The sequence below is a fragment of the Scandinavium hiltneri genome (assembly GCF_024764835.1).
Classification (GTDB): Bacteria; Pseudomonadota; Gammaproteobacteria; order Enterobacterales; family Enterobacteriaceae; genus Scandinavium; species Scandinavium hiltneri.
Genome location: NZ_JALIGE010000068.1, coordinates 117268 through 139842 on the forward strand (window position 1 = coordinate 117268; position 22575 = coordinate 139842).

Annotated in this window: 23 protein-coding genes and 1 tRNA gene; 12 read left to right on the forward strand and 12 right to left on the reverse strand. The window is 54.1% G+C overall.

Annotated features, from left to right (window positions below; genetic code table 11):
- Positions 1-16 precede the first annotated feature (16 nt).
- Positions 17-92: transfer RNA gene (locus MUU47_RS03785), tRNA-Gly, on the reverse strand.
- A 200-nt stretch (positions 93-292) separates the two neighbouring features.
- Complete coding sequence (gene orn / locus MUU47_RS03790; protein WP_258986823.1) at positions 293-838, reverse strand: oligoribonuclease; 546 nt, start codon at positions 836-838, stop codon at positions 293-295.
- 106 nt (positions 839-944) lie between these two features.
- Between orn and rsgA the strand changes: the two genes are divergently transcribed.
- The 3 genes from rsgA to mscM all read left to right on the forward strand — a co-directional run bounded on the left by rsgA (position 945) and on the right by mscM (position 6393).
- On the forward strand, positions 945-1997 hold the full coding sequence (rsgA, locus tag MUU47_RS03795) for a small ribosomal subunit biogenesis GTPase RsgA (protein ID WP_258986824.1): 1053 nt from the start codon (positions 945-947) through the stop codon (positions 1995-1997).
- A 92-nt stretch (positions 1998-2089) separates the two neighbouring features.
- On the forward strand, positions 2090-3058 hold the full coding sequence (gene asd / locus MUU47_RS03800; protein ID WP_258986825.1) for an archaetidylserine decarboxylase: 969 nt from the start codon (positions 2090-2092) through the stop codon (positions 3056-3058).
- A 17-nt stretch (positions 3059-3075) separates the two neighbouring features.
- Positions 3076-6393, forward strand: a complete 3318-nt coding sequence (gene mscM, locus MUU47_RS03805; RefSeq protein ID WP_258986826.1) for a miniconductance mechanosensitive channel MscM — start codon at positions 3076-3078, stop codon at positions 6391-6393.
- 45 nt (positions 6394-6438) lie between these two features.
- Here the strand turns inward: mscM and yjeM are convergent, their stop codons facing one another.
- Together yjeM and epmA are read right to left on the reverse strand one after the other, a co-directional pair.
- Positions 6439-7938, reverse strand: coding sequence for a glutamate/gamma-aminobutyrate family transporter YjeM (yjeM, locus tag MUU47_RS03810; protein ID WP_258986827.1), 1500 nt, complete (start codon positions 7936-7938; stop codon positions 6439-6441).
- Between the two features lie 264 nt (positions 7939-8202).
- A complete protein-coding gene (gene epmA / locus MUU47_RS03815; RefSeq protein WP_258986829.1) occupies positions 8203-9180 on the reverse strand; it encodes an elongation factor P--(R)-beta-lysine ligase in 978 nt (325 codons plus the stop codon).
- Between the two features lie 312 nt (positions 9181-9492).
- Between epmA and frdA the strand changes: the two genes are divergently transcribed.
- The 5 genes from frdA (at position 9493) to blc (ending at position 13418) form a co-directional block, all read left to right on the forward strand.
- Positions 9493-11283, forward strand: coding sequence for a fumarate reductase (quinol) flavoprotein subunit (gene frdA / locus MUU47_RS03820; protein WP_258986831.1), 1791 nt, complete (start codon positions 9493-9495; stop codon positions 11281-11283).
- The gene (locus MUU47_RS03825; protein ID WP_258986832.1) at positions 11276-12010 is read left to right on the forward strand and encodes a succinate dehydrogenase/fumarate reductase iron-sulfur subunit; all 735 of its coding nucleotides are present in this window, start codon (positions 11276-11278) and stop codon (positions 12008-12010) included. Before frdA ends, MUU47_RS03825 begins: the two co-directional genes overlap by 8 nt.
- 10 nt (positions 12011-12020) lie before the next feature.
- Positions 12021-12416, forward strand: a complete 396-nt coding sequence (gene frdC / locus MUU47_RS03830) for a fumarate reductase subunit FrdC (protein WP_258986834.1) — start codon at positions 12021-12023, stop codon at positions 12414-12416.
- 10 nt (positions 12417-12426) lie between these two features.
- Complete coding sequence (gene frdD / locus MUU47_RS03835) at positions 12427-12786, forward strand: fumarate reductase subunit FrdD (protein ID WP_159759531.1); 360 nt, start codon at positions 12427-12429, stop codon at positions 12784-12786.
- Positions 12787-12887: 101 nt separating this feature from the next.
- Entirely contained in the window at positions 12888-13418 is a 531-nt protein-coding gene (gene blc, locus MUU47_RS03840; RefSeq protein WP_258986835.1) for an outer membrane lipoprotein Blc, read from the forward strand.
- Here blc and sugE read toward each other — a convergent pair.
- Positions 13415-13732 carry a quaternary ammonium compound efflux SMR transporter SugE gene (gene sugE, locus MUU47_RS03845; protein WP_258986837.1) on the reverse strand — a complete coding sequence of 106 codons (318 nt, stop codon included), beginning with the start codon at positions 13730-13732 and terminating at the stop codon, positions 13415-13417. The genes blc and sugE overlap by 4 nt on opposite strands.
- Before the next feature lie 257 nt (positions 13733-13989).
- On the opposite strand from sugE, the gene MUU47_RS03850 reads away from it, so the two are divergent.
- Positions 13990-14571 carry a LuxR C-terminal-related transcriptional regulator gene (locus MUU47_RS03850; RefSeq protein ID WP_258986839.1) on the forward strand — a complete coding sequence of 194 codons (582 nt, stop codon included), beginning with the start codon at positions 13990-13992 and terminating at the stop codon, positions 14569-14571.
- Positions 14572-14601: 30 nt separating this feature from the next.
- Here MUU47_RS03850 and ecnB read toward each other — a convergent pair whose 3' ends face one another.
- From ecnB to efp, 3 genes are all read right to left on the reverse strand, one after another.
- Entirely contained in the window at positions 14602-14748 is a 147-nt protein-coding gene (gene ecnB, locus MUU47_RS03855; protein ID WP_159775023.1) for a lipoprotein toxin entericidin B, read from the reverse strand.
- 109 nt (positions 14749-14857) lie between these two features.
- Complete coding sequence (locus MUU47_RS03860; RefSeq protein ID WP_373422901.1) at positions 14858-14989, reverse strand: entericidin A/B family lipoprotein; 132 nt, start codon at positions 14987-14989, stop codon at positions 14858-14860.
- A gap of 64 nt (positions 14990-15053) precedes the next feature.
- Complete coding sequence (gene efp, locus MUU47_RS03865; protein ID WP_159759541.1) at positions 15054-15620, reverse strand: elongation factor P; 567 nt, start codon at positions 15618-15620, stop codon at positions 15054-15056.
- Positions 15621-15660: 40 nt separating this feature from the next.
- On the opposite strand from efp, the gene epmB reads away from it, so the two are divergent.
- Together epmB and yjeJ are read left to right on the forward strand one after the other, a co-directional pair.
- Positions 15661-16689 carry an EF-P beta-lysylation protein EpmB gene (gene epmB / locus MUU47_RS03870; RefSeq protein ID WP_258986840.1) on the forward strand — a complete coding sequence of 343 codons (1029 nt, stop codon included), beginning with the start codon at positions 15661-15663 and terminating at the stop codon, positions 16687-16689.
- A 121-nt stretch (positions 16690-16810) separates the two neighbouring features.
- Complete coding sequence (gene yjeJ, locus MUU47_RS03875; RefSeq protein WP_258986841.1) at positions 16811-17662, forward strand: YjeJ family protein; 852 nt, start codon at positions 16811-16813, stop codon at positions 17660-17662.
- A gap of 46 nt (positions 17663-17708) precedes the next feature.
- Here the strand turns inward: yjeJ and MUU47_RS03880 are convergent, their stop codons facing one another.
- From MUU47_RS03880 to MUU47_RS03890, 3 genes are all read right to left on the reverse strand, one after another.
- A complete protein-coding gene (locus MUU47_RS03880) occupies positions 17709-18062 on the reverse strand; it encodes a DUF4156 domain-containing protein (protein WP_110510957.1) in 354 nt (117 codons plus the stop codon).
- Positions 18063-18316: 254 nt separating this feature from the next.
- Positions 18317-19960 carry a chaperonin GroEL gene (gene groL / locus MUU47_RS03885; RefSeq protein ID WP_110510958.1) on the reverse strand — a complete coding sequence of 548 codons (1644 nt, stop codon included), beginning with the start codon at positions 19958-19960 and terminating at the stop codon, positions 18317-18319.
- 38 nt (positions 19961-19998) lie between these two features.
- Positions 19999-20292 carry a co-chaperone GroES gene (locus tag MUU47_RS03890; protein ID WP_013367964.1) on the reverse strand — a complete coding sequence of 98 codons (294 nt, stop codon included), beginning with the start codon at positions 20290-20292 and terminating at the stop codon, positions 19999-20001.
- Positions 20293-20499: 207 nt separating this feature from the next.
- On the opposite strand from MUU47_RS03890, the gene yjeH reads away from it, so the two are divergent.
- The gene (gene yjeH / locus MUU47_RS03895) at positions 20500-21747 is read left to right on the forward strand and encodes an L-methionine/branched-chain amino acid transporter (RefSeq protein WP_258986842.1); all 1248 of its coding nucleotides are present in this window, start codon (positions 20500-20502) and stop codon (positions 21745-21747) included.
- Positions 21748-21783: 36 nt separating this feature from the next.
- On the opposite strand, the gene MUU47_RS03900 is transcribed toward yjeH, so the two are convergent.
- Complete coding sequence (locus MUU47_RS03900; RefSeq protein ID WP_258986843.1) at positions 21784-22254, reverse strand: FxsA family protein; 471 nt, start codon at positions 22252-22254, stop codon at positions 21784-21786.
- Positions 22255-22575: the final 321 nt, after the last annotated feature.

The following is a 22575-nucleotide window of genomic DNA, read 5'->3' on the forward strand; positions in this document are numbered from 1 at the left end:
GATACTTTTCAAATTTTGGAGCGGGAAACGAGACTCGAACTCGCGACCCCGACCTTGGCAAGGTCGTGCTCTACCAACTGAGCTATTCCCGCAAATTTGGTGCTGCCGTAACACGGAAAATCCTGTCGTTACGGGAGGCGCATTATACGAGAAATCGAATTAGCTGCAACCCCCCTGTAAGCGATTTTTTTGAAATTCAGTTCAAGTGATGGAATATTCGTCACATCGCCTGTTTTTACACCAAATCCCCTATCAGGCAGGCCCGGCGAGCCTTCACCACCGGGCAAAACGTTTACAGCTTAATGAAATTCTCGCGGTAATACGCCAGTTCAGAGACGGACTCGCGGATGTCATCCATTGCCTGATGCGTACCCTGCTTTTTGAAGCCATCGAGGATTTCTGGCTTCCAGCGGCGCGCCAGCTCTTTCAGCGTGCTGACGTCCAGAGCGCGGTAATGGAAATACGCTTCCAGTTCCGGCATATACTTAACCAGGAAACGGCGGTCCTGGCCGATGCTGTTGCCGCAGATAGGTGATTTTCCTTCTGGCACCCACTGTTTGAGGAATTCAATCGTCGCCAGCTCTGCCGCACGATCGTTTTCGGAGCTTGCTTTCACACGCTCAACCAGACCGCTGCCGGTGTGCGTGCGCACGTTCCAGTCGTCCATTAACGCCAGCTGTTCATCGGACTGATGCACCGCAATGGTCGGCCCTTCGGCCAAAATATTCAGATTTGCATCGGTCACCAGGGTTGCGATTTCAATAATGCGATCGCGCTCGGGATCCAGACCCGTCATCTCAAGATCGATCCAAATGAGGTTGTTTTCATTTGCACTCATGCTATTTTCCACCCTTCTCGCGTCACAACGACAGTGACTATATTCATCTAAAATAGCGTGTATCATAGAGGTTTTGCCCCTCAGGGGCGACCAGGAGTCAGCACGATTGAGTAAAAATAAACTCTCCAAAGGTCAGCAGCGCCGGGTTAAAGCCAACCACGAGCGCCGTCTTAAAACGACTTCGGAGAAGCCCGATCTCGATGACAACCTGTTTGGCGAAAAAGCTGAAGGCATCGTTATCAGCCGCTTCGGCATGCATGCCGATGTGGAATCCACCGAAGGCACGACCCACCGTTGTAACATTCGCCGCACCATTCGTTCGCTGGTCACGGGTGACCGCGTCGTCTGGCGCCCAGGAAAATCTGCCGCAGAAGGCGTTAACGTCAAAGGCATCGTGGAAGCCGTTCACGAGCGCACATCGGTACTGACGCGTCCGGACTTTTACGACGGCGTAAAACCGATTGCCGCGAATATCGATCAGATAGTTATCGTGTCAGCCATTCTGCCAGAACTCTCACTGAACATTATCGACCGTTATCTTGTTGCCTGCGAAACGCTCGACGTTGAGCCGCTTCTCGTTCTGAATAAAATCGATCTTCTTGATGACGAAGGCCTGGCGTTTGTTAATGAGCAGATGGATATCTATCGCAAAATTGGCTACACCGTATTGATGGTTTCCAGTCACAAGAAAGATGGTCTGAAGCCGCTAGAAGAGGCGTTGACCGGGCGTATCAGCATCTTTGCAGGCCAGTCTGGCGTGGGTAAATCCAGCCTGCTGAACAACCTGCTTGGCCTGCAAACAGAGATCCTTACCAACGATGTCTCTGACAACTCAGGCCTCGGCCAGCACACCACTACTGCCTCGCGTTTGTACCATTTCCCACACGGTGGCGATGTGATTGACTCCCCGGGCGTGCGTGAATTTGGCCTTTGGCATCTGGAAGCCGAACAAATCTTCAACGGCTTTGTCGAATTCCACGCGTATTTAGGCGCCTGTAAATACCGCGACTGCAAGCACGACAACGATCCGGGCTGCGCAATTCGTGAAGCGGTCGAAAAAGGTGAAATCGCCGAAACCCGCTTTGAAAATTATCATCGCATCCTCGAAAGTATGTCAGAGGTAAAATCGCGTAAAACCTTTTCTGAAAGCGGCAACTGACATTTAAGCTGAACGCCGATAGAATCAGCCCCTTTTTTAAACAGGCTCGCATTTGAGCCTGAAATGGCATAACCATTGGCCTGGAGGCTACCTTGCTAAACTCATTTAAACTTTCGCTTCAATACATTCTGCCTAAACTGTGGCTCACCCGCCTCGCAGGCTGGGGCGCAAGCAAACGAGCAGGCTGGCTGACGAAGCTGGTCATTGACCTGTTCGTGAAATGCTACAAAGTCGACATGAAAGAGGCGCAAAAGCCGGATACCGCCAGCTATCGCACCTTCAACGACTTCTTCGTTCGCCCGCTGCGTGACGAAGTGCGTCCGATTGACACCGATCCAAGCGTGCTGGTAATGCCAGCCGACGGCGTGATTAGCCAGCTTGGCAAAATCGAAGACGACAAAATCCTGCAGGCGAAGGGCCATAACTACAGCCTTGAAGCACTGCTGGCAGGCAACTACCAGATGGCGGACCTGTTCCGTAACGGTTCTTTTGCCACGACCTATCTTTCACCGCGCGACTATCACCGCGTGCACATGCCGTGCAACGGTATCCTGCGCGAAATGATTTACGTGCCGGGCGATCTGTTTTCCGTCAACCATTTGACCGCGCAGAACGTGCCGAACCTGTTCGCCCGTAATGAACGCGTCATCTGCCTGTTTGATACCGAATTTGGCCCGATGGCACAGATTCTGGTCGGTGCGACTATCGTTGGCAGCATTGAAACTGTTTGGGCTGGCACCATTACGCCGCCGCGCGAAGGCGTCATCAAGCGCTGGACGTGGCCTGCCGGTGAAAGCGAAGGCTCTGTTGCCCTGCTGAAAGGCCAGGAAATGGGTCGCTTCAAACTGGGTTCAACAGTTATCAACCTGTTTGCGCCGGGCAAAGTTCAGCTGGCAGAGCAGCTCGCCAGCCTGTCTGCAACCAAGATTGGTCTGCCGCTGGCGGTGTCTACCGAAATTTTTGCCGCTCAGGAAGCAGAAGTTGTCACTCCTGTAGCTGAAGACATTGTGACCACGGACGACGTTATTCCGCCGGTTGACGATAAAAACGACCAGGGCTAACCACAAGGACCGCTGACGTGCGCCTGATTATCACTTTTCTGATGGCCTGGTGCCTCAGCATGGGGGCGTACGCAGCAAGCGCCCCCGACGCCAAACAAATCACCCAGGAACTGGAACAGGCGAAAGCGGCAAAACCCGCTCAGCCTGAAGCCGTCGAGGCGCTCCAGTCCGCGCTGAACGCGCTCGAAGAACGTAAAGGTTCGCTTGAACGCGTTCAGCAATATCAACAAGTCATTGATAACTTCCCCAAACTGTCCCAATCGCTGCGCACTCAGCTCACTAACCTGCGCGACGAGCCTCGTCCGGCACCTGAAAACCTCACTTCCGATGCGCTGAATCAGGAAATCCTGCAGGTCAGCAGCCAACTGCTGGAAAAGAGCCGTCAGGCCCAGCAGGAACAGGAACGCGCCCGGGAAATCGCCGATTCACTCAGCCAGCTGCCGCAGCAGCAAACCGACGCGCGCCGCCAGTTGAATGACGTCGAGCGCCGGGTCGGCACCGCCACCGGTAAAACCGCGCTGGCACAAAATCTCAGCCTGCAGGCGGAATCTGCCAAGCTGAAAGCGCTGGTCGACGAACTCGAACTGGCACAGCTTTCGGCCAACAACCGCCAGGAACTGGCGCGGATGCGCTCGGAGCTGGCGCAGAAACAGAGCGAGCAGCTTGATGCCTATCTCCAGGCACTGCGTAACCAGCTCAATAGCCAGCGTCAGCGGGAAGCTGAAAAAGCGCTGGAAAGCACCGAATTATTAGCCGAGAACAGCGCTAACCTGCCGCCGAGTATCGTCCAGCAGTTCACCATTAACCGCGAACTGTCGCAGGCGCTCAATCAGCAGGCGCAGCGTATGGATTTGGTCGCGTCTCAACAACGTCAGGCAACCAATCAGACGCTGCAGGTCCGTCAGGCACTGAATACCCTGCGCGAGCAGTCTCAGTGGCTAGGTTCATCGAACCTGTTAGGCGAAGCCCTGCGCGCCCAGGTTGCCCGTCTGCCGGAGATGCCTAAGCCGCAGCAGCTCGATACCGAAATGGCGCAGCTGCGCGTCCATCGCCTGCGCTACGAAGACTTGCTCAGCAAGCAAACGCAGCTGCGGGAAAGCCGCCAGACCGACGGCGAACCGCTGGCCAACAATGAATCACGGATTCTGGAAGCCCAGCTTCGCACCCAGCGCGAGTTGCTCAACTCGCTGCTGCAGGGCGGTGATACGCTGATCCTCGAACTCACCAAGCTGAAAGTGGCCAACGGCCAGCTGGAAGACGCGCTGAAGGAGATCAACGAAGCCACCCACCGCTACTTGTTCTGGACCTCAGATGTCAGCCCGATAACCTTCGCCTGGCCGCTGGAAATCGTGCAGGATCTGCGTCGTCTGATTTCACTGGATACTTTCAGCCAGCTCGGTAAAGCCTCGATAATGATGCTGACCAGCAAAGAAACGCTGATCCCGCTGTTTGCCGCCCTGATTCTGGTTGGGTTCAGCATCAGCTCACGTAAGCACTTCACGCGCTTCCTGGAACGTTCCAGCAACCGCGTCGGCAAAGTGACGCAGGACCACTTCTGGCTCACGTTGCGCACGGTGTTCTGGTCAATTCTGGTCGCCTCACCGCTGCCGGTACTGTGGATGACGCTCGGCTTCGGATTACAGGAAGCGTGGCCGTATCCGCTGGCCGTGGCGATTGGCAACGGGGTCACTGCGACCGTGCCGCTGCTGTGGGTGGTGATGATTTGCGCCGCCTTTGCTCGCCCGAATGGCCTGTTCGTGGCGCACTTTGGCTGGCCGCGTAACCGCGTCGCACGTGCGATGCGTTATTACCTGATGAGCATCGGGCTTATCGTGCCGCTGATCATGGCGCTATTCATGTTCGATAACCTGCACGACCGCGAATTCTCCTCTTCCCTCGGCAGACTGTGCTTTGTCCTTATCTGCGGGGCGCTTGGGATAGTGACGCTTAGCCTCAAGCGGGCTGGTATTCCGCTGTTCCTCGACAAAGAGGGCAGCGGAGAAAACATGGTTAACCGCATGCTGTGGAACCTGCTGATGGGCGCGCCTCTGATTGCGATTTTTGCCGCGTTAGTGGGTTACCTGGCGACGGCCGAAGCGCTGCTGGCACGCCTTGAAACGTCGGTGGCCATCTGGTTCCTGCTGCTGGTAATTTATCACGTGATCCGACGATGGATGCTGATTCAGCGCCGTCGAATCGCCTTCGACCGCGCGAAGCATCGCCGGGCAGAAATGCTGGCGCAGCGCGCCCGTGGCGAAGAAGAGGCTCATCACAACACCAGCCTGGAAGGCACGGCGGAAGTGGATATCAGCGAAGTGGATCTCGATACCCTCAGCGCACAGTCGCTTCGACTGGTGCGTTCCATCCTGATGCTTATCGCGCTGGTGTCGGTGATTGTGCTGTGGTCCGAAATTCATTCGGCATTTGGCTTCCTCGAAAACATCTCGCTGTGGGACGTGACGTCCACGGTGCAGGGCGTAGAAAGCCTGGAACCGATAACCCTGGGCGCGGTGCTGATTGCGATTCTGGTGTTTATCATCACCACTCAGCTGGTGCGCAATCTCCCTGCCCTGCTCGAACTGGCGGTACTCCAGCACCTCAGCCTGACGCCAGGCACCGGTTATGCCATCACCACTATCACTAAATATTTACTGATGCTGATTGGCGGGCTGGTCGGCTTCTCGATGATCGGTATCGAGTGGGCGAAACTGCAATGGCTGGTTGCCGCCCTGGGTGTCGGGCTCGGCTTTGGTTTGCAGGAGATATTCGCCAACTTTATTTCGGGCCTGATTATCCTGTTCGAAAAACCTATTCGAATCGGCGATACCGTCACGATCCGCGATTTAACCGGCAGCGTAACGAAGATCAATACCCGTGCGACCACCATAAGCGACTGGGACCGCAAAGAGATAATCGTGCCGAATAAGGCGTTTATCACCGAGCAGTTCATCAACTGGTCGCTGTCGGACTCTGTCACCCGCGTGGTGCTGACCGTTCCGGCACCGTCGGATGCTAACAGCGAAGAAGTGACGCAAATCCTGATGACCGCCGCAGAGCGCTGCTCGCTGGTGATTGATAACCCGGCTCCGGAAGTGTTCCTGGTCGATTTGCAGCAGGGTATTCAGATTTTCGAACTGCGTATCTACGCCGCCGAAATGGGCCACCGTATGCCGCTGCGCCATGAGATTCACCAGCTGATCCTGGCCGGATTCCGCGAACACGGAATTGATATGCCGTTCCCACCTTTCCAGATGCGTCTGGAAACCATGGACGGTCGGAAAACCGGTAGAACGCTGACGTCGACGGGACGCAATCGCCCGGCGGGGAGTTTGTAATCAGGACGTAAGCCCGGCAGCACAGGTTGGCTGCCGGGCTTACGGTTATGCAGGCTCTACAACCAGCGTCGTCGTACGGCGGCGATAGTTCTCATAAATGGCGGATGCCAGCAGTGAGAAGAAAATTGGCCCACCAATCATCCACAGCGCACTGCTGTAATCCCCTGCTTCAATCACCGGCTGAATCACCGTAAAGATGTTGGCGAAAGCCACAATCAGCACCACGACGGTGGTGGCCAGCAGAATCGACAGGCGTGATTTAAAGATAACGAAGGGGCGATCCAGGCCGGCTTTAGCCTTGAAGAACGGGAAGGCGATGGTCAGGAACAGATACGGCAGCGTCATAGAGACGTTCGCCATCAGCGTCAGTTTGTTATAAAACGCCGATGCGGTATCTCCGCCAAACGACACCAACAGAATGAACAAGCACACTAGCAGACACTGCATCCACATGGCATTCCCGGGCATACCGACTGCATTCAGGCGAGTCATTTTGGCCGGCCACAGCGCCTTCGGCGTCCCCTGAATAATCGCCTTCAGCGGGGAGTAAATCAGCGTGAAAAATGCGCCTGTGTAGGCCAGGAACATCGACAGGCCTGTGATGCGGGCAAACCATACGCCCATCGTGATAGCACCTTCCTGCGACAAATTTAGCGCATGGCCAAAGTTCGACCCGAGGCTGGTCATCAGCACATAGGTAATGTTACCGAGGTTAGTGGAGCGGTTGCTCAGCACGGCCTGCCAGTTGGTGCTTACACCCCACAGGAAAATCGCCAGCGAATAGCCGATGGAAATCACGATAGCGGCGATGATGATGCCTTTGGCGAAGTTCTTTTCCGGGCTCTCGGTTTTATCGACCAGGCCGCCGACAGCTTCAATCCCACCGTAGGCAAAAATGGCAAATACCACAAACGAGAGCATCGACAAGCCGGTCTGATAACCCGGGTTAGGCGAGGCGGTAAACGCGACCGGCTCGGCAAAATGCCCGCCGTTCAGCGCGAAGATGGCAATACTCACCGCCAGCAAGACCAGGTTCAGGCACATCACCGCGATCCCACCCACGGCGGTGATTTTGGCAATTTTATTGATACCTTTTGCGGCCACGAACGTCACCGCCACCATCCACAGAACGGCCAGAATCCCGACCATCTGAGTTGAACTCAGGCCGATGAATGACCAGGTCTGGGTTTTATCGGCCCCGAACAGAAAAGTCGACAGCGGTACCCAAATCTTCGCCGCGGTGCTGACCATCCACACCACGTAGGAGGAGAACCACATGAAAGTGCCGATAAACGCATAGCGTGGACCGACGCTGTTGTTCATCCAGGAGTAGATCCCGCCCTCTTCTTTACGAAATGCGGATCCCATTTCCGCCATCATTAGCGCGAAAGGGATGAAGAAGAACAGCGCCGAAAGCAGGTAAAACGGCGTGGCGCTGTAACCCATCAAATAAAACGCCGACGGACTGTTGGCGAAGCCAAACACCGACGTGAAAATCATGAGAATGAGGCCTGTCAGACTCATCCTTTTTATACTTTGGGTCATTAACCCTCCTGAATCCTGGCGAAAACGAGAATACTTTCAAAGTGATGCCCGTCGAGCCGAACAGAAATGGCGGCGCGGTAAGGTGACAAAATCGGGCATGATGTCAGGATAATAACGACAAACCAGATAAAAATTGTGACTTTTAGAGCGGGAGTGACACTATCATCTAAGTAACAATGCTGTTACAGATGTAAATTCGAGATAAACGTGTGGGGGATTTTAGGCTTTCGCCGCCGGAGGGACCGACGGCGAGTGTCAATCACATCAAGCGCGATCTACCGTAAAAGCAATCACGTCGCCAATGCTTTGGGCACCCAGTGCCAGCATCACCAGGCGATCGACACCCAGTGCGACGCCGGAGCTGTCCGGCAGGCCTGCGTTGAGCGCGTCCAGCAGATTAACGTCAATCGGCTGCTGTGGCAGGCCGCGGGCGGCGCGTTTACGGTTGTCCTGCTCGAAACGTTGCTGCTGTTCACGCGCGTCGGTCAGTTCGTGGAAACCATTCGCCAGCTCAATACCTTTGTAATACACCTCGAAACGTTCCGCCACGCGGTGATCTTCGGTGCTGATCTGCGCCAGCGAAGCCTGGCTTGCCGGGAAGTGATAGACGAAAGTCGGACGGTCTTTTCCAATATGTGGCTCAACGCCCATGGCGAACAGCAGCTGCAACAGAGTGTCGCGGTCTTCTTCAGTGTCAGCAATGTTGCTGAGATCGAGTTTCGCCGCCACTTCACGCAGTTGCGCCTTATCCGCCGACAGCGGATCAATTTCCAGATGACGCTGGAAAGCCTGCTGATAGGAGAGGCTTTCAGCCGGCTGGCATTCCAGTACCTGCTGCAATAAATCGTCCACTTCGTTGATCAGGCGGTACATGTCGTAATGTGGACGATACCACTCGAGCATGGTGAATTCTGGGTTGTGATGACGCCCCATCTCTTCATTACGAAAGCTTCTGCACAACTGGAACACCGGACCACATCCCGCCGCCAGCAGGCGCTTCATGTGATATTCCGGGCTGGTCATCATGTAGAGATTAATACCCTGAGAATGGCCGGGGCCGACGAAACGCGTCTCAAACGGGACAAGATGAATATCCGTCACCGTCGCCTGACTCATGCACGGCGTTTCCACCTCCAGCACGCCGCGATCGGTAAAGAAGCGGCGGATTTCCGCCATAATGGCCGCGCGTTTCAACAGATTGGGGATGGAGGCGCTCGGCTGCCAGGTGGCCGTTTCGCTCATGCTAAAACTCTCCGAAGACAAACAAAGGCCCGAAGTCTACTCGCAAGCGCCGCACGAGACAAATTTTGCCCGGCGAAAACGTCCGTTTATGGCGTAAAGACGTTTCCATGACGGAATTCATCAATTTCGATGATCAATGGCCGAACAGAACAACAAAAAAATCGAACGCGTCAAATTTCCCTCGCAACCATACGGATATACTGAGCTACCCATAAAGGAGCAGTGGAATCACGTTCGCAATTGCCGTGCCGACTGAGTGAACTACCTTTGGTTAGGTGTGTTGCGAAATAACAACAATTCTGGAGGAATGTCGTGCAAACCTTTCATGCCGATCTGGCCGTTATAGGCGCTGGCGGGGCGGGATTACGGGCTGCAATTGCCGCAGCGCAGGCCAATCCCAACGCAAAAATCGCACTGATTTCAAAAGTCTATCCTATGCGTAGCCATACCGTTGCCGCTGAAGGCGGTTCTGCGGCGGTCGCTCAGGATCATGACAGCTTTGAGTACCATTTCAACGATACCGTTTCCGGTGGCGATTGGCTCTGTGAGCAGGATGTCGTGGACTACTTTGTTCACCATTGCCCGACCGAGATGACCCAGCTTGAACAATGGGGATGTCCGTGGAGCCGCCGTGAAGATGGTTCCGTTAACGTGCGTCGCTTCGGCGGAATGAAAATTGAGCGTACCTGGTTTGCCGCAGATAAAACCGGCTTCCATATGCTGCACACCCTCTTCCAGACTTCCCTGCAATTCCCTCAAATTCAACGTTTTGACGAACACTTCGTGCTGGATATTCTGGTCGATGACGGTCAGGCGCGCGGCCTCGTGGCAATGAACATGATGGAAGGCGAGCTGATCCAGATCCGCGCCAATGCAGTCGTTATGGCGACGGGCGGTGCCGGCCGCGTTTATCGCTACAACACCAACGGCGGCATCGTCACCGGTGACGGCATGGGCATGGCGCTGAGCCACGGCGTGCCGCTGCGTGATATGGAGTTCGTCCAGTATCACCCAACCGGTCTACCGGGTTCCGGCATCCTGATGACCGAAGGCTGCCGCGGCGAAGGCGGTATTCTGGTCAACAAAGACGGCTACCGTTATCTGCAAGATTACGGCATGGGACCAGAAACGCCGCTCGGCGAGCCGAAAAATAAATACATGGAACTGGGCCCACGCGACAAAGTGTCACAGGCTTTCTGGCACGAATGGCGCAAAGGCAACACTGTCTCCACGCCGCGTGGGGACGTGGTTTACCTCGACCTGCGCCATCTCGGTGAGAAAAAACTGCTGGAACGCCTGCCGTTTATCTGCGAACTGGCCAAAGCCTATGTCGGCGTCGACCCGGTGAAAGAACCTATTCCGGTGCGTCCAACCGCGCATTACACCATGGGCGGAATTGAAACCGATCAGCAGTGCGAAAGCCGCATCAAGGGCCTTTTTGCCGTGGGGGAATGTTCTTCCGTCGGCCTGCACGGTGCAAACCGTCTGGGTTCTAACTCATTAGCAGAACTGGTGGTCTTTGGCCGTATGGCCGGTGAACGCGCGATGGAACGCGCTTCGACGGCAGGTGAAGCCAACAGCGCGGCGCTGGATGCACAGGTGGTCGATGTCGAAAAACGCCTGAAAGCGCTGGTTAACCAGGAAGGTAATGAGAACGGGTCGAAGATCCGCGACGAAATGGGCCTGTCGATGGAAGAAGGTTGCGGTATCTACCGTACGCCGGAGCTAATGCAGAAAACCATCGATAAGCTGGCTGAGTTGCAGGAACGTTTTAAACGCGTGCGCATCACCGACACCTCGAGCGTGTTCAACACCGATTTGCTGTACACCATCGAGCTGGGCCACGGCCTGAACGTTGCCGAATGTATGGCGCATTCCGCCCTCGCGCGTAAAGAGTCCCGTGGGGCGCATCAGCGTCTGGACGAAGGCTGCACTGAGCGTGATGACGTTAACTTCCTCAAGCATACCCTTGCTTTCCGCGATGCAGATGGCACGACGCGCCTCGAGTACAGCGACGTGAAGATTACCACTCTGCCACCTGCGAAACGCGTTTACGGTGGAGAAGCGGAAGCTGCCGATAAGAAGGAGACGGCAAATGGCTGAGGTGAAAAATTTGAAAATCGAGATCGTGCGCTACAACCCGGAATCAGACACAGCCCCGCACAGTGCGTTCTATGAAGTGCCTTACGACGAACAAACGTCGTTGCTGGACGCGCTGGGCTATATCAAAGATAACCTTGCGCCAGACCTCAGCTATCGCTGGTCCTGCCGTATGGCTATCTGCGGTTCCTGCGGCATGATGGTGAACAAGGTGCCGAAACTCGCCTGTAAAACCTTCCTGCGTGAATACGAAAAAGGGCTGAAGGTCGAAGCGCTGGCGAATTTCCCGATTGAACGCGATCTGGTGGTCGATATGACCCACTTTATCGAAAGTCTGGAAGCCATTAAGCCGTACATCATCGGCAATCCGCGTACGCCAGATCAGGGGCCAAACACCCAAACTCCGGCGCAGATGGCGAAATACCATCAGTTCTCCGGCTGCATCAACTGTGGTCTGTGCTACGCCGCCTGCCCGCAGTTTGGTCTCAACAAAGAGTTTATAGGCCCGGCGGCTATTACGCTGGCGCATCGTTATAACGAAGACAGCCGCGACCACGGGAAAAAGGAGCGCATGGCGCAACTGAACGGCAAAAATGGCGTCTGGAGCTGCACCTTTGTCGGCTACTGCTCGGAAGTGTGTCCGAAGCACGTCGACCCGGCCGCCGCCATTCAGCAGGGCAAAGTGGAAAGCTCGAAAGACTTTCTTATCGCCACCCTGAAACCACGCTAAGGAGTGCATCATGACGACAAAACGCAAACCCTACATGCAGCCGATGACCTCCACATGGTGGAAGAAACTGCCTTTTTATCGCTTTTATATGATTCGTGAAGGGACCGCGGTTCCAACGGTATGGTTCAGCATCGTGTTGATTTACGGACTGTTCGCACTGAAGCACGGCGCTGAATCCTGGGCGGGCTACGTCGGGTTCCTGCAAAACCCGATTGTGGTGGGGCTGAATCTGATAACCCTGGCCGCCGCGTTGCTGCATACCAAAACCTGGTTTGAATTAGCGCCAAAAGCCGCCAACGTGATTATCAACGGCGAAAAGTTAGGGCCAGAGCCGGTTATTAAAGCACTGTGGGGGGTGACGATTGTGGCCACCGCAGTTGTCCTGTTTGTCGCACTGTTCTGGTAAGGAGACCAAGATGATTAATCCAAATCCAAAACGTTCGGACGAGCCCGTCTTCTGGGGCCTGTTTGGCGCAGGCGGCATGTGGGGCGCAATCATTGCACCGGTGATGGTGCTGCTGGTCGGTGTTCTGCTGCCGCTCGGCCTGGCACCGCATGACGCCTTCAGCTACGAACGCGTGCTGTCCTTTGCTCAAAGTTTTATTGGCCGTGCATTCCTGTTTCTGATGATTGTTCTGCCACTGTGGTGTGGTTTGCACCGCATTCATCACGCCATGCATGACCTGAAAATTCATGTGCCGAATGGCAAATGGGTGTTCTACGGACTGGCGGCTATTTTGACCGTCATTACACTCGTCGGTGTGATTTTCATTTAAAGCTGAGATGCCCGGCACATGCCGGGCATATTTCTTGTCCCGTCTCGTACTTTTTTCCCGCCCGGTTCTACACTTACAAGAAAACATGCAAGGACATTACCATGCGTCTGCTGTCCATCATTGCGACTGTTGCTGCTGCATTTTTGCTTGTTGCTTGTAGTAATCCTGTTCCCCCTCCCGGCGTGACCGTCGTCGCCCCTTTTGATGCCAACCGATACCTCGGCACCTGGTATGAAATCGCCCGTCTGGACCACAATTTTGAAAAAGGACTGGAGAGGGTCACCGCCACTTATAGCTTGCGCAGTGATAACGGGATTAACGTGCTGAACAAAGGCTACAACCCAGACAGGGGAATGTGGCAAAAAACCGATGGCGTGGCTTATTTCACCGGCTCACCGAACAGGGCTGCGATGAAGGTGTCATTCTTCGGCCCGTTCTACGGCGGATACAATATTATTGCGCTGGATAAAGAGTATAAGCATGCGCTGGTCTGTGGACCGGATCGCGATTATTTATGGATCCTCGCCCGCACGCCAACCATTTCCAATGAAATGAAGCAGCAGATGCTGGATATCGCGACCCGGCAGGGTTTCCCCGTTCAGAAATTGATTTGGGTGAATCAGACCTATTAATGCGCGCTGAGTTTCAGGCCAATGATGCCGCAAACGATCAGCCCCAGGCTGAATATACGGGCGGCACTGGCGGATTCACCGAGCAGAAGGATACCGGTTATCGCCGCACCCACTGCACCGATACCGGTCCAGATAGCATAAGCCGTGCCGACTGGCAGGGTTTTCATTGCCCATGATAGCAAGGCGATGCTGGCGATCATCGCCGTTGCCGTCATGACGCTCGGCACAAGGCGCGTAAAACCGTGGGTATATTTCAGGCCGACGGCCCAGACTACTTCCAGCAGACCGGCAACAACAAGAATTAACCAGGACATTTTTGACTCCAGATTGGGGCCGTCCCCGGTATTGTAGATACGTTTACAGGTCGTCCTGTAAAGTCTTAGAGAATGTTTATTTTAACCGCTGCTTTCGGGGATGCAAGTAATTTGGCTTAAGTTGATTTTCCGCGATGATTAGGTGAATTAGGCGCATTTCAATGCGGAGATCGCCTTTTTATGTCGCCGTCACTTTCATTATGATGGCCCTCTGTTCCCTTTGCATTCGCAAACTATGAAGCGCTTACCTGGCCTGTATGTATAAAATCCTGATTATTGATCGCTGTTGTTTCAGTCGTCTCGGACTGGAAACGTGGCTGCAAGCGGTCAATGGCGGTAAATCGTCGTTTCTGATTACCCCTCTGAACAGTTTATTGTTGGCAAAAGCGTATGTGGAAAGCTGGCAACCGCATCTGGTTATCGCTGATTTCACCTGCTTTCAGCACGATCTTCAGCAGTCACATTTTCTGCCCGCCCTTCTGGCCGTTTGCGAACAACGCACGTGCCTGATTCGGCTGCAAAACGAGCCCTTTGTCTTTAAAAACGTGGGAGAAACGCTCGCTAAAAAAGCGCCGCTGGAAACGCTCGGCCAGCGTATTTTGACAGTGCTGCGCAACGGTCCCGCAATGAATCCGGTGCGTATAGTCACGCCGCTCTTAACGCGTCAGGAAGAGAAAGTATTGTCGTTATGGATGGACGGTGCCAGCAATCAGACAATTGCCAAGGAAATGCAGATTACCGGCAAAACGGTCTACACCTACAAGCGCAACATTCGCATGAAACTGAAAGTCGAAAATCGATTTTCGCCGTTCATTCCCTCAACCGAATGTGTGGAATAACGGTACGGCCTGAAACCGTACCGAACATCGTTAGTTCTGGGCTTTGGTTGCTGCACCTGAAATAGCGTTACCGCCATCAGAAATATCCTCCCCCATCCCTTTCGTCGTATTACAGCCCGAAAGCACAGAAGAGAGCACCAGGAGAGTAAAAAACGCAGCAATGGTTTTCTTAAGCATAATGTCATCCTTTAATTGCCAGTTAATATTCATTATGTAGCAACATAAGCATAGACAAAATCGCCCATCATGGACGAAAACAGCGCAATTTTAAGACGATGTGAAGTGATTAGCTGGCAGCGTGCGAAATGGAGTTGCCCAGATGCTGGACGTCCTGGCCGAAGCCGCGGAAGGTGTTGCAGCCCGATAGCAGCGTACCGGTGAACAGAAGTATAAAGAAGAGTTTGAGTAAACGGTTCATCATCCCTGCGCTCTAAGAAAAAGTCGGCACGACGGAAGCGGTGCCGACTTTTTTATAGCATGAATTACTTCACGCGAGAAACGTATTCGCCAGAGCGGGTGTCAATTTTGATGACTTCGCCAATCTGCACGAACAGAGGCACTTTAACCACCGCGCCAGTCGTCAGAGTGGCTGGCTTGCCGCCAGTACCTGCGGTATCCCCTTTCAGGCCTGGATCGGTTTCAACGATTTCCAGTTCAACGAAGTTCGGTGGAGTCACAGAGATTGGACGACCGTTCCACAGCGTCACGATGCACTCAGCCTGGTCCAGCAGCCATTTAGCGTTTTCGCCAACCGCTTTCTCGTCGGCAGCCAGCTGCTCGAAGGTTTCGTTGTTCATGAAATGGTAGAACTCACCGTCGTTATACAGGTAAGTCAGGTTCATATCGATAACGTCTGCGCCTTCTGCAGAGTCGGTCGATTTGAAGGTTTTCTCTACGCGAGTACCGGTCAGCAGGCGACGCAGCTTAACGCGTGCGAACGCCTGGCCTTTGCCTGGTTTTACGAATTCGCTGGATTCAACCGAATACGGTTCTCCATCCATCATGATTTTAAGACCGGCACGGAAATCGTTGCTAGAATAAGTCGCCATAAGGCCCTCTAAATTTGTTAACTGGTAGCTAAGCCACAAAATGGCGCATATTGTAACCCTAAACACCCCGTCCAGAGAAGATTGGTTATCGCAACTTGCCGATGTAATCACCGATCCTGATGAACTGTTACGTCTCTTAAATGTAGACGCTGATGAAAATTTGCTCGCAGGCCGTGAGGCGAAACGTTTATTCCCGCTGCGGGTCCCGCGGGCGTTTGTCGCACGCATGGAAAAAGGCAATCCCAACGACCCCTTACTGCTTCAGGTTCTGACCTCTCAGCTTGAGTTCGCCACGACCCCCGGTTTCAGTACCGACCCGCTGGAAGAACAGCACAGCGTTGTGCCGGGGTTGCTGCATAAGTACCGCAACCGCGCGCTGCTGCTGGTGAAAGGTGGCTGCGCCGTGAACTGTCGCTATTGCTTCCGTCGTCATTTCCCGTATGCCGACAACCAGGGAAACAAACGGAACTGGCAGGTGGCGCTGGATTACATCGCCGCCCATCCTGAACTCGATGAAATCATCTTTTCCGGCGGCGACCCGCTAATGGCAAAGGACCACGAGCTCACCTGGCTGCTGGATGCGCTCGAAGCCATTCCGCACCTCAAACGCCTGCGCATTCACAGCCGTTTGCCGATAGTCATTCCGGCACGCATCACCGATGGGCTGGCGGAACGCTTCGCCCGTTCATCGCTGCAAATTCTGCTGGTGAATCACATCAACCACGCTCAGGAAATTGATGATGAATTCCGTCAGGCGATGCGAAAGCTGAAATTAGCCGGGGTGACGCTGCTCAACCAGAGCGTGTTGCTCCGTGACGTGAACAACAACGCACGAACGCTGGCGGAGCTCAGTAATGCCCTGTTTGACGCAGGCATCATGCCCTACTACCTGCACGTGCTGGATAAAGTACAGGGCGCCGCGCATTTCCTGGTGAGCGATGAAGAAGCCCGCGCCATCATGCGTGAACTACTGACGCTGGTGTCAGGCTACATGGTGCCCAAACTGGCGCGTGAAATTGGCGGTGAGCCAAGTAAAACTCCGCTCGATTTACAGCTACGCCAAAGCTAATCCAATTTTAGGTCACACCTGCCTGCGCGGAGCCCTTCTCGCAGGCAGCAAGTCCGGAAACCGACTCTTCCCAACGCCCGACGAGTGCTATTTTAGCCCCCGAAAAAACAGGGAGAATAAGATGAGCTCAATCCTCACCGGCATTAATACCGGCGTCATTCGCCACGGCAAACAGTTTACGGCGCTGGCGCTGAAAATTAATCAACAACACGAACAGCTGCTGCTGCTCATCCCGGCGTTACCACTGCGCGATCTTTTTATCTGTTTCGAATACCGACTACACCTGCAAAGCCTGCGCAATGCTAAAGACAAGGCGACATTCAAAAAACGGCAGGAAATCGCCACTGCGCAGATGCATAAACATATTCCTTCGCTAATCCAGAGTGAATTACAGGAGGCGGGGTTACATCAGTGCATCACGAAAATTGAGCCGAATAACAAACGCAAAAACGAACTGCAGCTCACGATGACGCTTCAGGGCGGAAACACGTTATCGCTGTTAATTGATGACGCTCAAATTGCGTTATTCGTCAGCGCCATTTCCCACGCCATCAATAACGCGGGCATGCATACGCTGTCGCTACGTCTGTCATCGCTGTTGGACTTTTTACCGCTGTACGATGCCACGATAAAAAATAACGGCGAGCTGGAATATGATTCTTATCCGCACCCGGCATGGAAACTCGCACTCTTTAGCGAAACGCTGGCGCTGGTGTATCACTACGCCGACGAACACGGTGAACAGCAGGCATACGGCACGGTGATTAAAACCCGGCTTCGCAGTGAGATGAAAGAGACGCAGGCCATTGCGCAGCGGCTTTTGGCGTTTAGTCCACGACTGAAAAAGCTGGAAGGGAAAAAGTGTCAGACTTCGGTCTTTACGTTGGCGTCAGGCACGGAGTATGTTCCCCGCGAGCACTGTTTACGCGCGTTACATGCGTTATGGCAGAAATCAGGAAAATCTATACCCTAAATAAGAAATGCCCTCAAACAGAGGGCGTCTTTACGGCGGGAAAGGATCAGTTAGGGCACTTATAAACCTGGCCGATCATTTCGCTGTCCGTTGGAACAAAGCTTGAAAGCATGCCCTGAGTGGGACTGCTCACGCCATAAATAACGTTGCCGCCCAAGTCTGCCGCCTGATTACGCAGCGCATTCGCCGCGCCACGCATTGAACCACCCTCTTCACCATGCTGACCAGAGAGCCAGTTGCTCTGCTTGCCCGTTGCGGTGCCGACCAGGTGGCATTCAGCGCCCGGCTTGTCTTCAACAAAGCGAACATTTTGCCCGCCTGCGGTCAGTTCATTGCTGGAACTGCAGCCTGCCAATAATAAAGCGGCACCGACGATCCCTGCACAGACGTTTACGCGCATCTTATTCCTCGTTATAAATGGGCTGGACACAACTTGTCCGTGTGAACGTTATACTAAAAAGATGACCAAAAGAAAAACCCCCGTGACATTATCTGCCACAGGGGTTTATTTTTACACTTCATAATTCAAGCCGCAGGTGCGTTGTCTGCACTCGCTCACCCCAGTCACTTACTTAATGTAAGCACCTGGGGATTCTCGAGTTGGCCGCCTTCCTGCGACTCAAATTATTTAGTGTAAGATTTTGGGGGGACGAATTACATCATGCCGCCCATGCCACCCATACCACCCATACCGCCAGCACCTAAGTCAGGGCCGTCGCCTTTAGGCAGGTCAGTCACCATACATTCGGTGGTGATCATCAGGCCAGCAACGGATGCTGCGTACTGCAGTGCAGAACGGGTTACTTTGGTTGGATCCAGAATACCCATGTCGATCATGTTGCCGTATTCTTCGGTCGCCGCGTTGTAACCGTAGTTACCGTCGCCCGCTTTAACGATGTTAGCCACAACGGATGGTTCTTCGCCGCAGTTCAGCACGATCTGACGCAGTGGGGATTCCATTGCGCGCAGCGCAACTTTGATACCCACGTTCTGGTCTTCGTTCACGCCACGCAGTTCGCCCAGCTTGCTTGCAACACGGATCAGCGCAACGCCGCCGCCTGCAACCACGCCTTCTTCTACCGCAGCACGGGTTGCGTGCAGGGCATCTTCAACGCGGGCTTTCTTCTCTTTCATTTCAACTTCAGTCGCCGCGCCTACTTTGATAACGGCAACGCCGCCAGCCAGTTTCGCTACACGTTCCTGCAGTTTTTCACGATCGTAGTCGGAAGTCGCTTCTTCGATCTGCTGACGAATCTGAGTCACACGACCCTGAATGGCCGCTTCTTCACCCACACCATCGATGATGGTGGTGGTGTCTTTGTTGATAACAACGCGTTTCGCCTGACCCAGGTCTTCCAGAGTTGCTTTTTCCAGCTCCATACCGATCTCTTCAGAGATTACGGTACCGCCAGTCAGCGTTGCGATATCCTGCAGCATGGCTTTACGACGGTCGCCGAAGCCAGGTGCTTTAACCGCAGCTACTTTCACGATGCCACGCATGGTGTTAACCACCAGCGTCGCCAGCGCTTCGCCTTCAACGTCTTCAGCAACGATGACCAGTGGCTTGCCTGCTTTCGCAACGGCTTCCAGAACTGGCAGCATCTCACGGATGTTGGAGATTTTTTTATCAGCAAGCAGGATGAACGGGCTTTCCAGTTCTACTGCGCCAGTTTCAGGCTTGTTGATGAAGTATGGGGACAGGTAGCCACGGTCGAACTGCATACCTTCAACCACGTCCAGCTCGTCCTGCAGACCGGTACCGTCTTCAACGGTGATAACACCTTCTTTGCCCACTTTGTCCATCGCTTCAGCAATGAGTTTACCCACGGTTTCGTCGGAGTTAGCGGAGATGGTGCCGACCTGAGCAATGGCTTTAGAGTCAGAGCATGGTACGGACAGGGTTTTCAGTTCTTCAACGGCCGCAGCGACAGCTTTGTCGATACCACGTTTCAGATCCATTGGGTTCATGCCCGCAGCAACGGCTTTCAGACCTTCGGTGATGATGGACTGAGCCAGTACGGTTGCGGTGGTGGTACCGTCGCCTGCAGCGTCGTTCGCTTTCGAGGCAACTTCTTTTACCATCTGCGCGCCCATGTTTTCGAACTTGTCTTCCAGCTCGATTTCACGTGCTACAGAAACACCATCTTTAGTGATGGTCGGTGCACCGAAAGATTTATCCAGAACCACGTTACGGCCTTTAGGGCCCAGGGTTACTTTCACTGCATCTGCCAGTACGTTCACGCCGCGCAGCATTTTCACACGGGCGTCGTTACCGAATTTTACGTCTTTAGCTGCCATTTTCTTTTCCCTTAAATTCGTTCAGGTTCGCGAGTGGATTACGCTTCAACAATTGCCAGAATGTCGCTTTCAGACATGATCAGCACTTCTTCGTTGTCGATTTTCTCGGACTTCACGCCGTAACCGTCGTTGAAAATAACGATGTCGCCGACTTTAACGTCCAGTGGCTGCACAGTACCGTTTTCCAGGATGCGGCCTTTACCGACAGCGATGATTTCGCCACGAGTTGATTTGCCTGCTGCTGAACCGGTCAGAACGATGCCGCCCGCAGATTTGGATTCAACTTCTTTACGTTTGACGATCACACGATCATGTAACGGACGAATACTCATTGATAGCTCTCCTTTGAGAAAGTCTTTATCACTTATGGATGGCGCCGGAACGCAGTCGGTTTACCGGCTAGTGACCTGAGAGATGGGGGTGGCCTGCAATCCCTTCAAGGGGAAAATCAAAAAAAATTTTGAAATGGGCATTCGTCACAAAACGATTTCACACGCTACAGTGCTACGATGCGGGCTTTCCCGTAACAGGTTGAAGTGATGAGAGGTTTAAAACAAGAGCTCGGTCTGGCGCAAGGCGTGGGATTACTGTCCACTTCGCTGCTTGGCACCGGCGTCTTTGCCGTTCCGGCGCTGGGTGCGCTGGTTGCTGGTGACACCAGCCTTTGGGCGTGGCCTGCGCTCATCCTGCTGGTTTTCCCGATTGCGATTGTCTTTGCCGTACTGGGCCGTCATTTCCCAAGCGCAGGCGGCGTGGCGCACTTCGTCGGCATGGCGTTTGGCCCTCGACTGGAGCGCGTCACCGGTTGGCTGTTTTTGTCAGTGATTCCGGTAGGTTTACCGGCAGCGTTACATATTGCCACCGGTTTTAGCCAGGCGCTGTTTGGCTGGCATGATGAACAGCTGCTGCTGGCAGAACTCGGCACGCTGGGCATCATCTGGTGGGTCGGCTCGCGCGGCGCCAGTACCAGCGCCAATCTGCAAACGCTGGTCGCGGCCCTGATTGTCGCGCTCATCGCGGTACTGTGGTGGGCAGGCAACATCACCTTTTCCGACATCCCTTTCCCGCCAGTCACCCGCGTCGACCACTCGCAGCTTTTCGCCGCGCTGTCGGTGATGTTCTGGTGCTTCGTCGGCCTCGAAGCCTTCGCGCACATGGCTTCCGAATTCAAACAGCCGGAACGCGATTTCCCGCGCGCGCTGATGATTGGCCTGCTGTTGGCGGGTGCCGTCTACTGGGCCTGCACAGTGCTGGTGCTCCATTTCCACGCTTTCGGTGCCGATAAAGCCGCAGCGGCCTCGTTGCCGAGTATTGTGGTCACGCTGTTTGGCGTTAAAGCCCTGTGGATGGCGAGCGTTATCGGTTTTCTGGCATGCTTCGCCAGCCTGAATATTTATATCCAGAGCTTTGCCCGGCTGGTGTGGTCCCAGGCGCAATACCGGCCAAGTAGCCGGCTGGCGCAGCTTTCCCCGCGACGTATTCCGCTGAATGCACTGAACATGGTTCTCGGCTGCTGCGTGTTGAGCACGCTGTGCATCTATGCGCTGAACATCAATCTGGAAGCGTTAATCATATATGCCAACGGCATTTTCATCATGATTTATCTGCTGTGCATGCTGGCAGGATGTCGTTTGCTGAAAGGGAGATTCAGAGTGCTGGCGGTGACTGGCGGGGTTCTGTGTTTGCTGCTGCTGGCGATGGTCGGCCTGAAAAGCCTGTATGCCATTATCATGCTGGCGGCGCTGTGGCTATTTTTGCCCAAGCGCGGGGCGGTGGTTACACAATAAAGAAGCCCGGGGCATTGTGCCTCCGGGCTCGTCTCATTAGCGGTCGTCTTTGTTTTCCAGTCGGTCGCGTTCGTCATCTTTACGCTGATATTCCCCGTCAAAGGTATCTCCGCCGCCACTGCCTGCGGTAAAGCCACCGCCCGGCGTGCGGGCAAAACGCAGATGCGGCATCAGCTTGAGCGTCAGGTGTTTTTGCACCGGCGGTAACAGCAGCAGCATACCGAGGAAATCGGTAAAGAAGCCCGGCAGCACCAGCAGCAGGCCCGCGATGATCAACGACACGCTTTTGATCATTTCCGCCGCAGGGCTTTCGCCCGCCTGCATCTTCTGCTGCATCAGCATAAAGTTTTTAAAGCCCTGGTTACGCACCAAAGACATCCCGATGACCGAGGTGAAAATCACCAGAATCAGGGTCATCAATACGCCGAACACATGCGCGACCTGAATGAATATCGAGATCTCAATGTAGACATATAAAAAAACGGCAATTAAAGGTATCCAGCGCACTGGTTTCTCCTGTTGAGCAACAACCACTTCCGGCGGCTGTTTGAATGAGTTTGCGATTCGCGTGTTCAGGAGATGGAGGCAAAAACCGCATTTTCAATCGGCGGCGGCACTCTTTTTCACCCTGGTGTTATTGCGGTGATTCATTTCACAGATTAATAAATCTGATATGGATCGGCGCATAATAAGTGATCCAGATTACGGCAATTCGCTATCATCAGCATATGATCATGGGCACCGGGCCGATTAAGGAAATAATCGTCGGCTAAAAAACACACATGACCCCACTCATCCTGTGTGTAGGGTGAAATCATTAGCAGCTTA

Bases quoted from the DNA above. Each gene is read 5' to 3' on its own strand.
- orn (WP_258986823.1), bottom strand. From the start codon at position 838: ATGAGTGCAAATGAAAACAACCTCATTTGGATCGATCTTGAGATGACG.
- yjeM (WP_258986827.1), bottom strand. From the start codon at position 7,938: ATGACCCAAAGTATAAAAAGGATGAGTCTGACAGGCCTCATTCTCATG.
- epmA (WP_258986829.1), bottom strand. From the start codon at position 9,180: ATGAGCGAAACGGCCACCTGGCAGCCGAGCGCCTCCATCCCCAATCTG.
- MUU47_RS03825 (WP_258986832.1), top strand. From the start codon at position 11,276: ATGGCTGAGGTGAAAAATTTGAAAATCGAGATCGTGCGCTACAACCCG.
- frdC (WP_258986834.1), top strand. From the start codon at position 12,021: ATGACGACAAAACGCAAACCCTACATGCAGCCGATGACCTCCACATGG.
- frdD (WP_159759531.1), top strand. From the start codon at position 12,427: ATGATTAATCCAAATCCAAAACGTTCGGACGAGCCCGTCTTCTGGGGC.
- blc (WP_258986835.1), top strand. From the start codon at position 12,888: ATGCGTCTGCTGTCCATCATTGCGACTGTTGCTGCTGCATTTTTGCTT.
- sugE (WP_258986837.1), bottom strand. From the start codon at position 13,732: ATGTCCTGGTTAATTCTTGTTGTTGCCGGTCTGCTGGAAGTAGTCTGG.
- MUU47_RS03850 (WP_258986839.1), top strand. From the start codon at position 13,990: ATGTATAAAATCCTGATTATTGATCGCTGTTGTTTCAGTCGTCTCGGA.
- ecnB (WP_159775023.1), bottom strand. From the start codon at position 14,748: ATGCTTAAGAAAACCATTGCTGCGTTTTTTACTCTCCTGGTGCTCTCT.
- MUU47_RS03860 (WP_373422901.1), bottom strand. From the start codon at position 14,989: ATGAACCGTTTACTCAAACTCTTCTTTATACTTCTGTTCACCGGTACG.
- efp (WP_159759541.1), bottom strand. From the start codon at position 15,620: ATGGCGACTTATTCTAGCAACGATTTCCGTGCCGGTCTTAAAATCATG.
- epmB (WP_258986840.1), top strand. From the start codon at position 15,661: ATGGCGCATATTGTAACCCTAAACACCCCGTCCAGAGAAGATTGGTTA.
- yjeJ (WP_258986841.1), top strand. From the start codon at position 16,811: ATGAGCTCAATCCTCACCGGCATTAATACCGGCGTCATTCGCCACGGC.
- MUU47_RS03880 (WP_110510957.1), bottom strand. From the start codon at position 18,062: ATGCGCGTAAACGTCTGTGCAGGGATCGTCGGTGCCGCTTTATTATTG.
- groL (WP_110510958.1), bottom strand. From the start codon at position 19,960: ATGGCAGCTAAAGACGTAAAATTCGGTAACGACGCCCGTGTGAAAATG.
- MUU47_RS03890 (WP_013367964.1), bottom strand. From the start codon at position 20,292: ATGAGTATTCGTCCGTTACATGATCGTGTGATCGTCAAACGTAAAGAA.
- yjeH (WP_258986842.1), top strand. From the start codon at position 20,500: ATGAGAGGTTTAAAACAAGAGCTCGGTCTGGCGCAAGGCGTGGGATTA.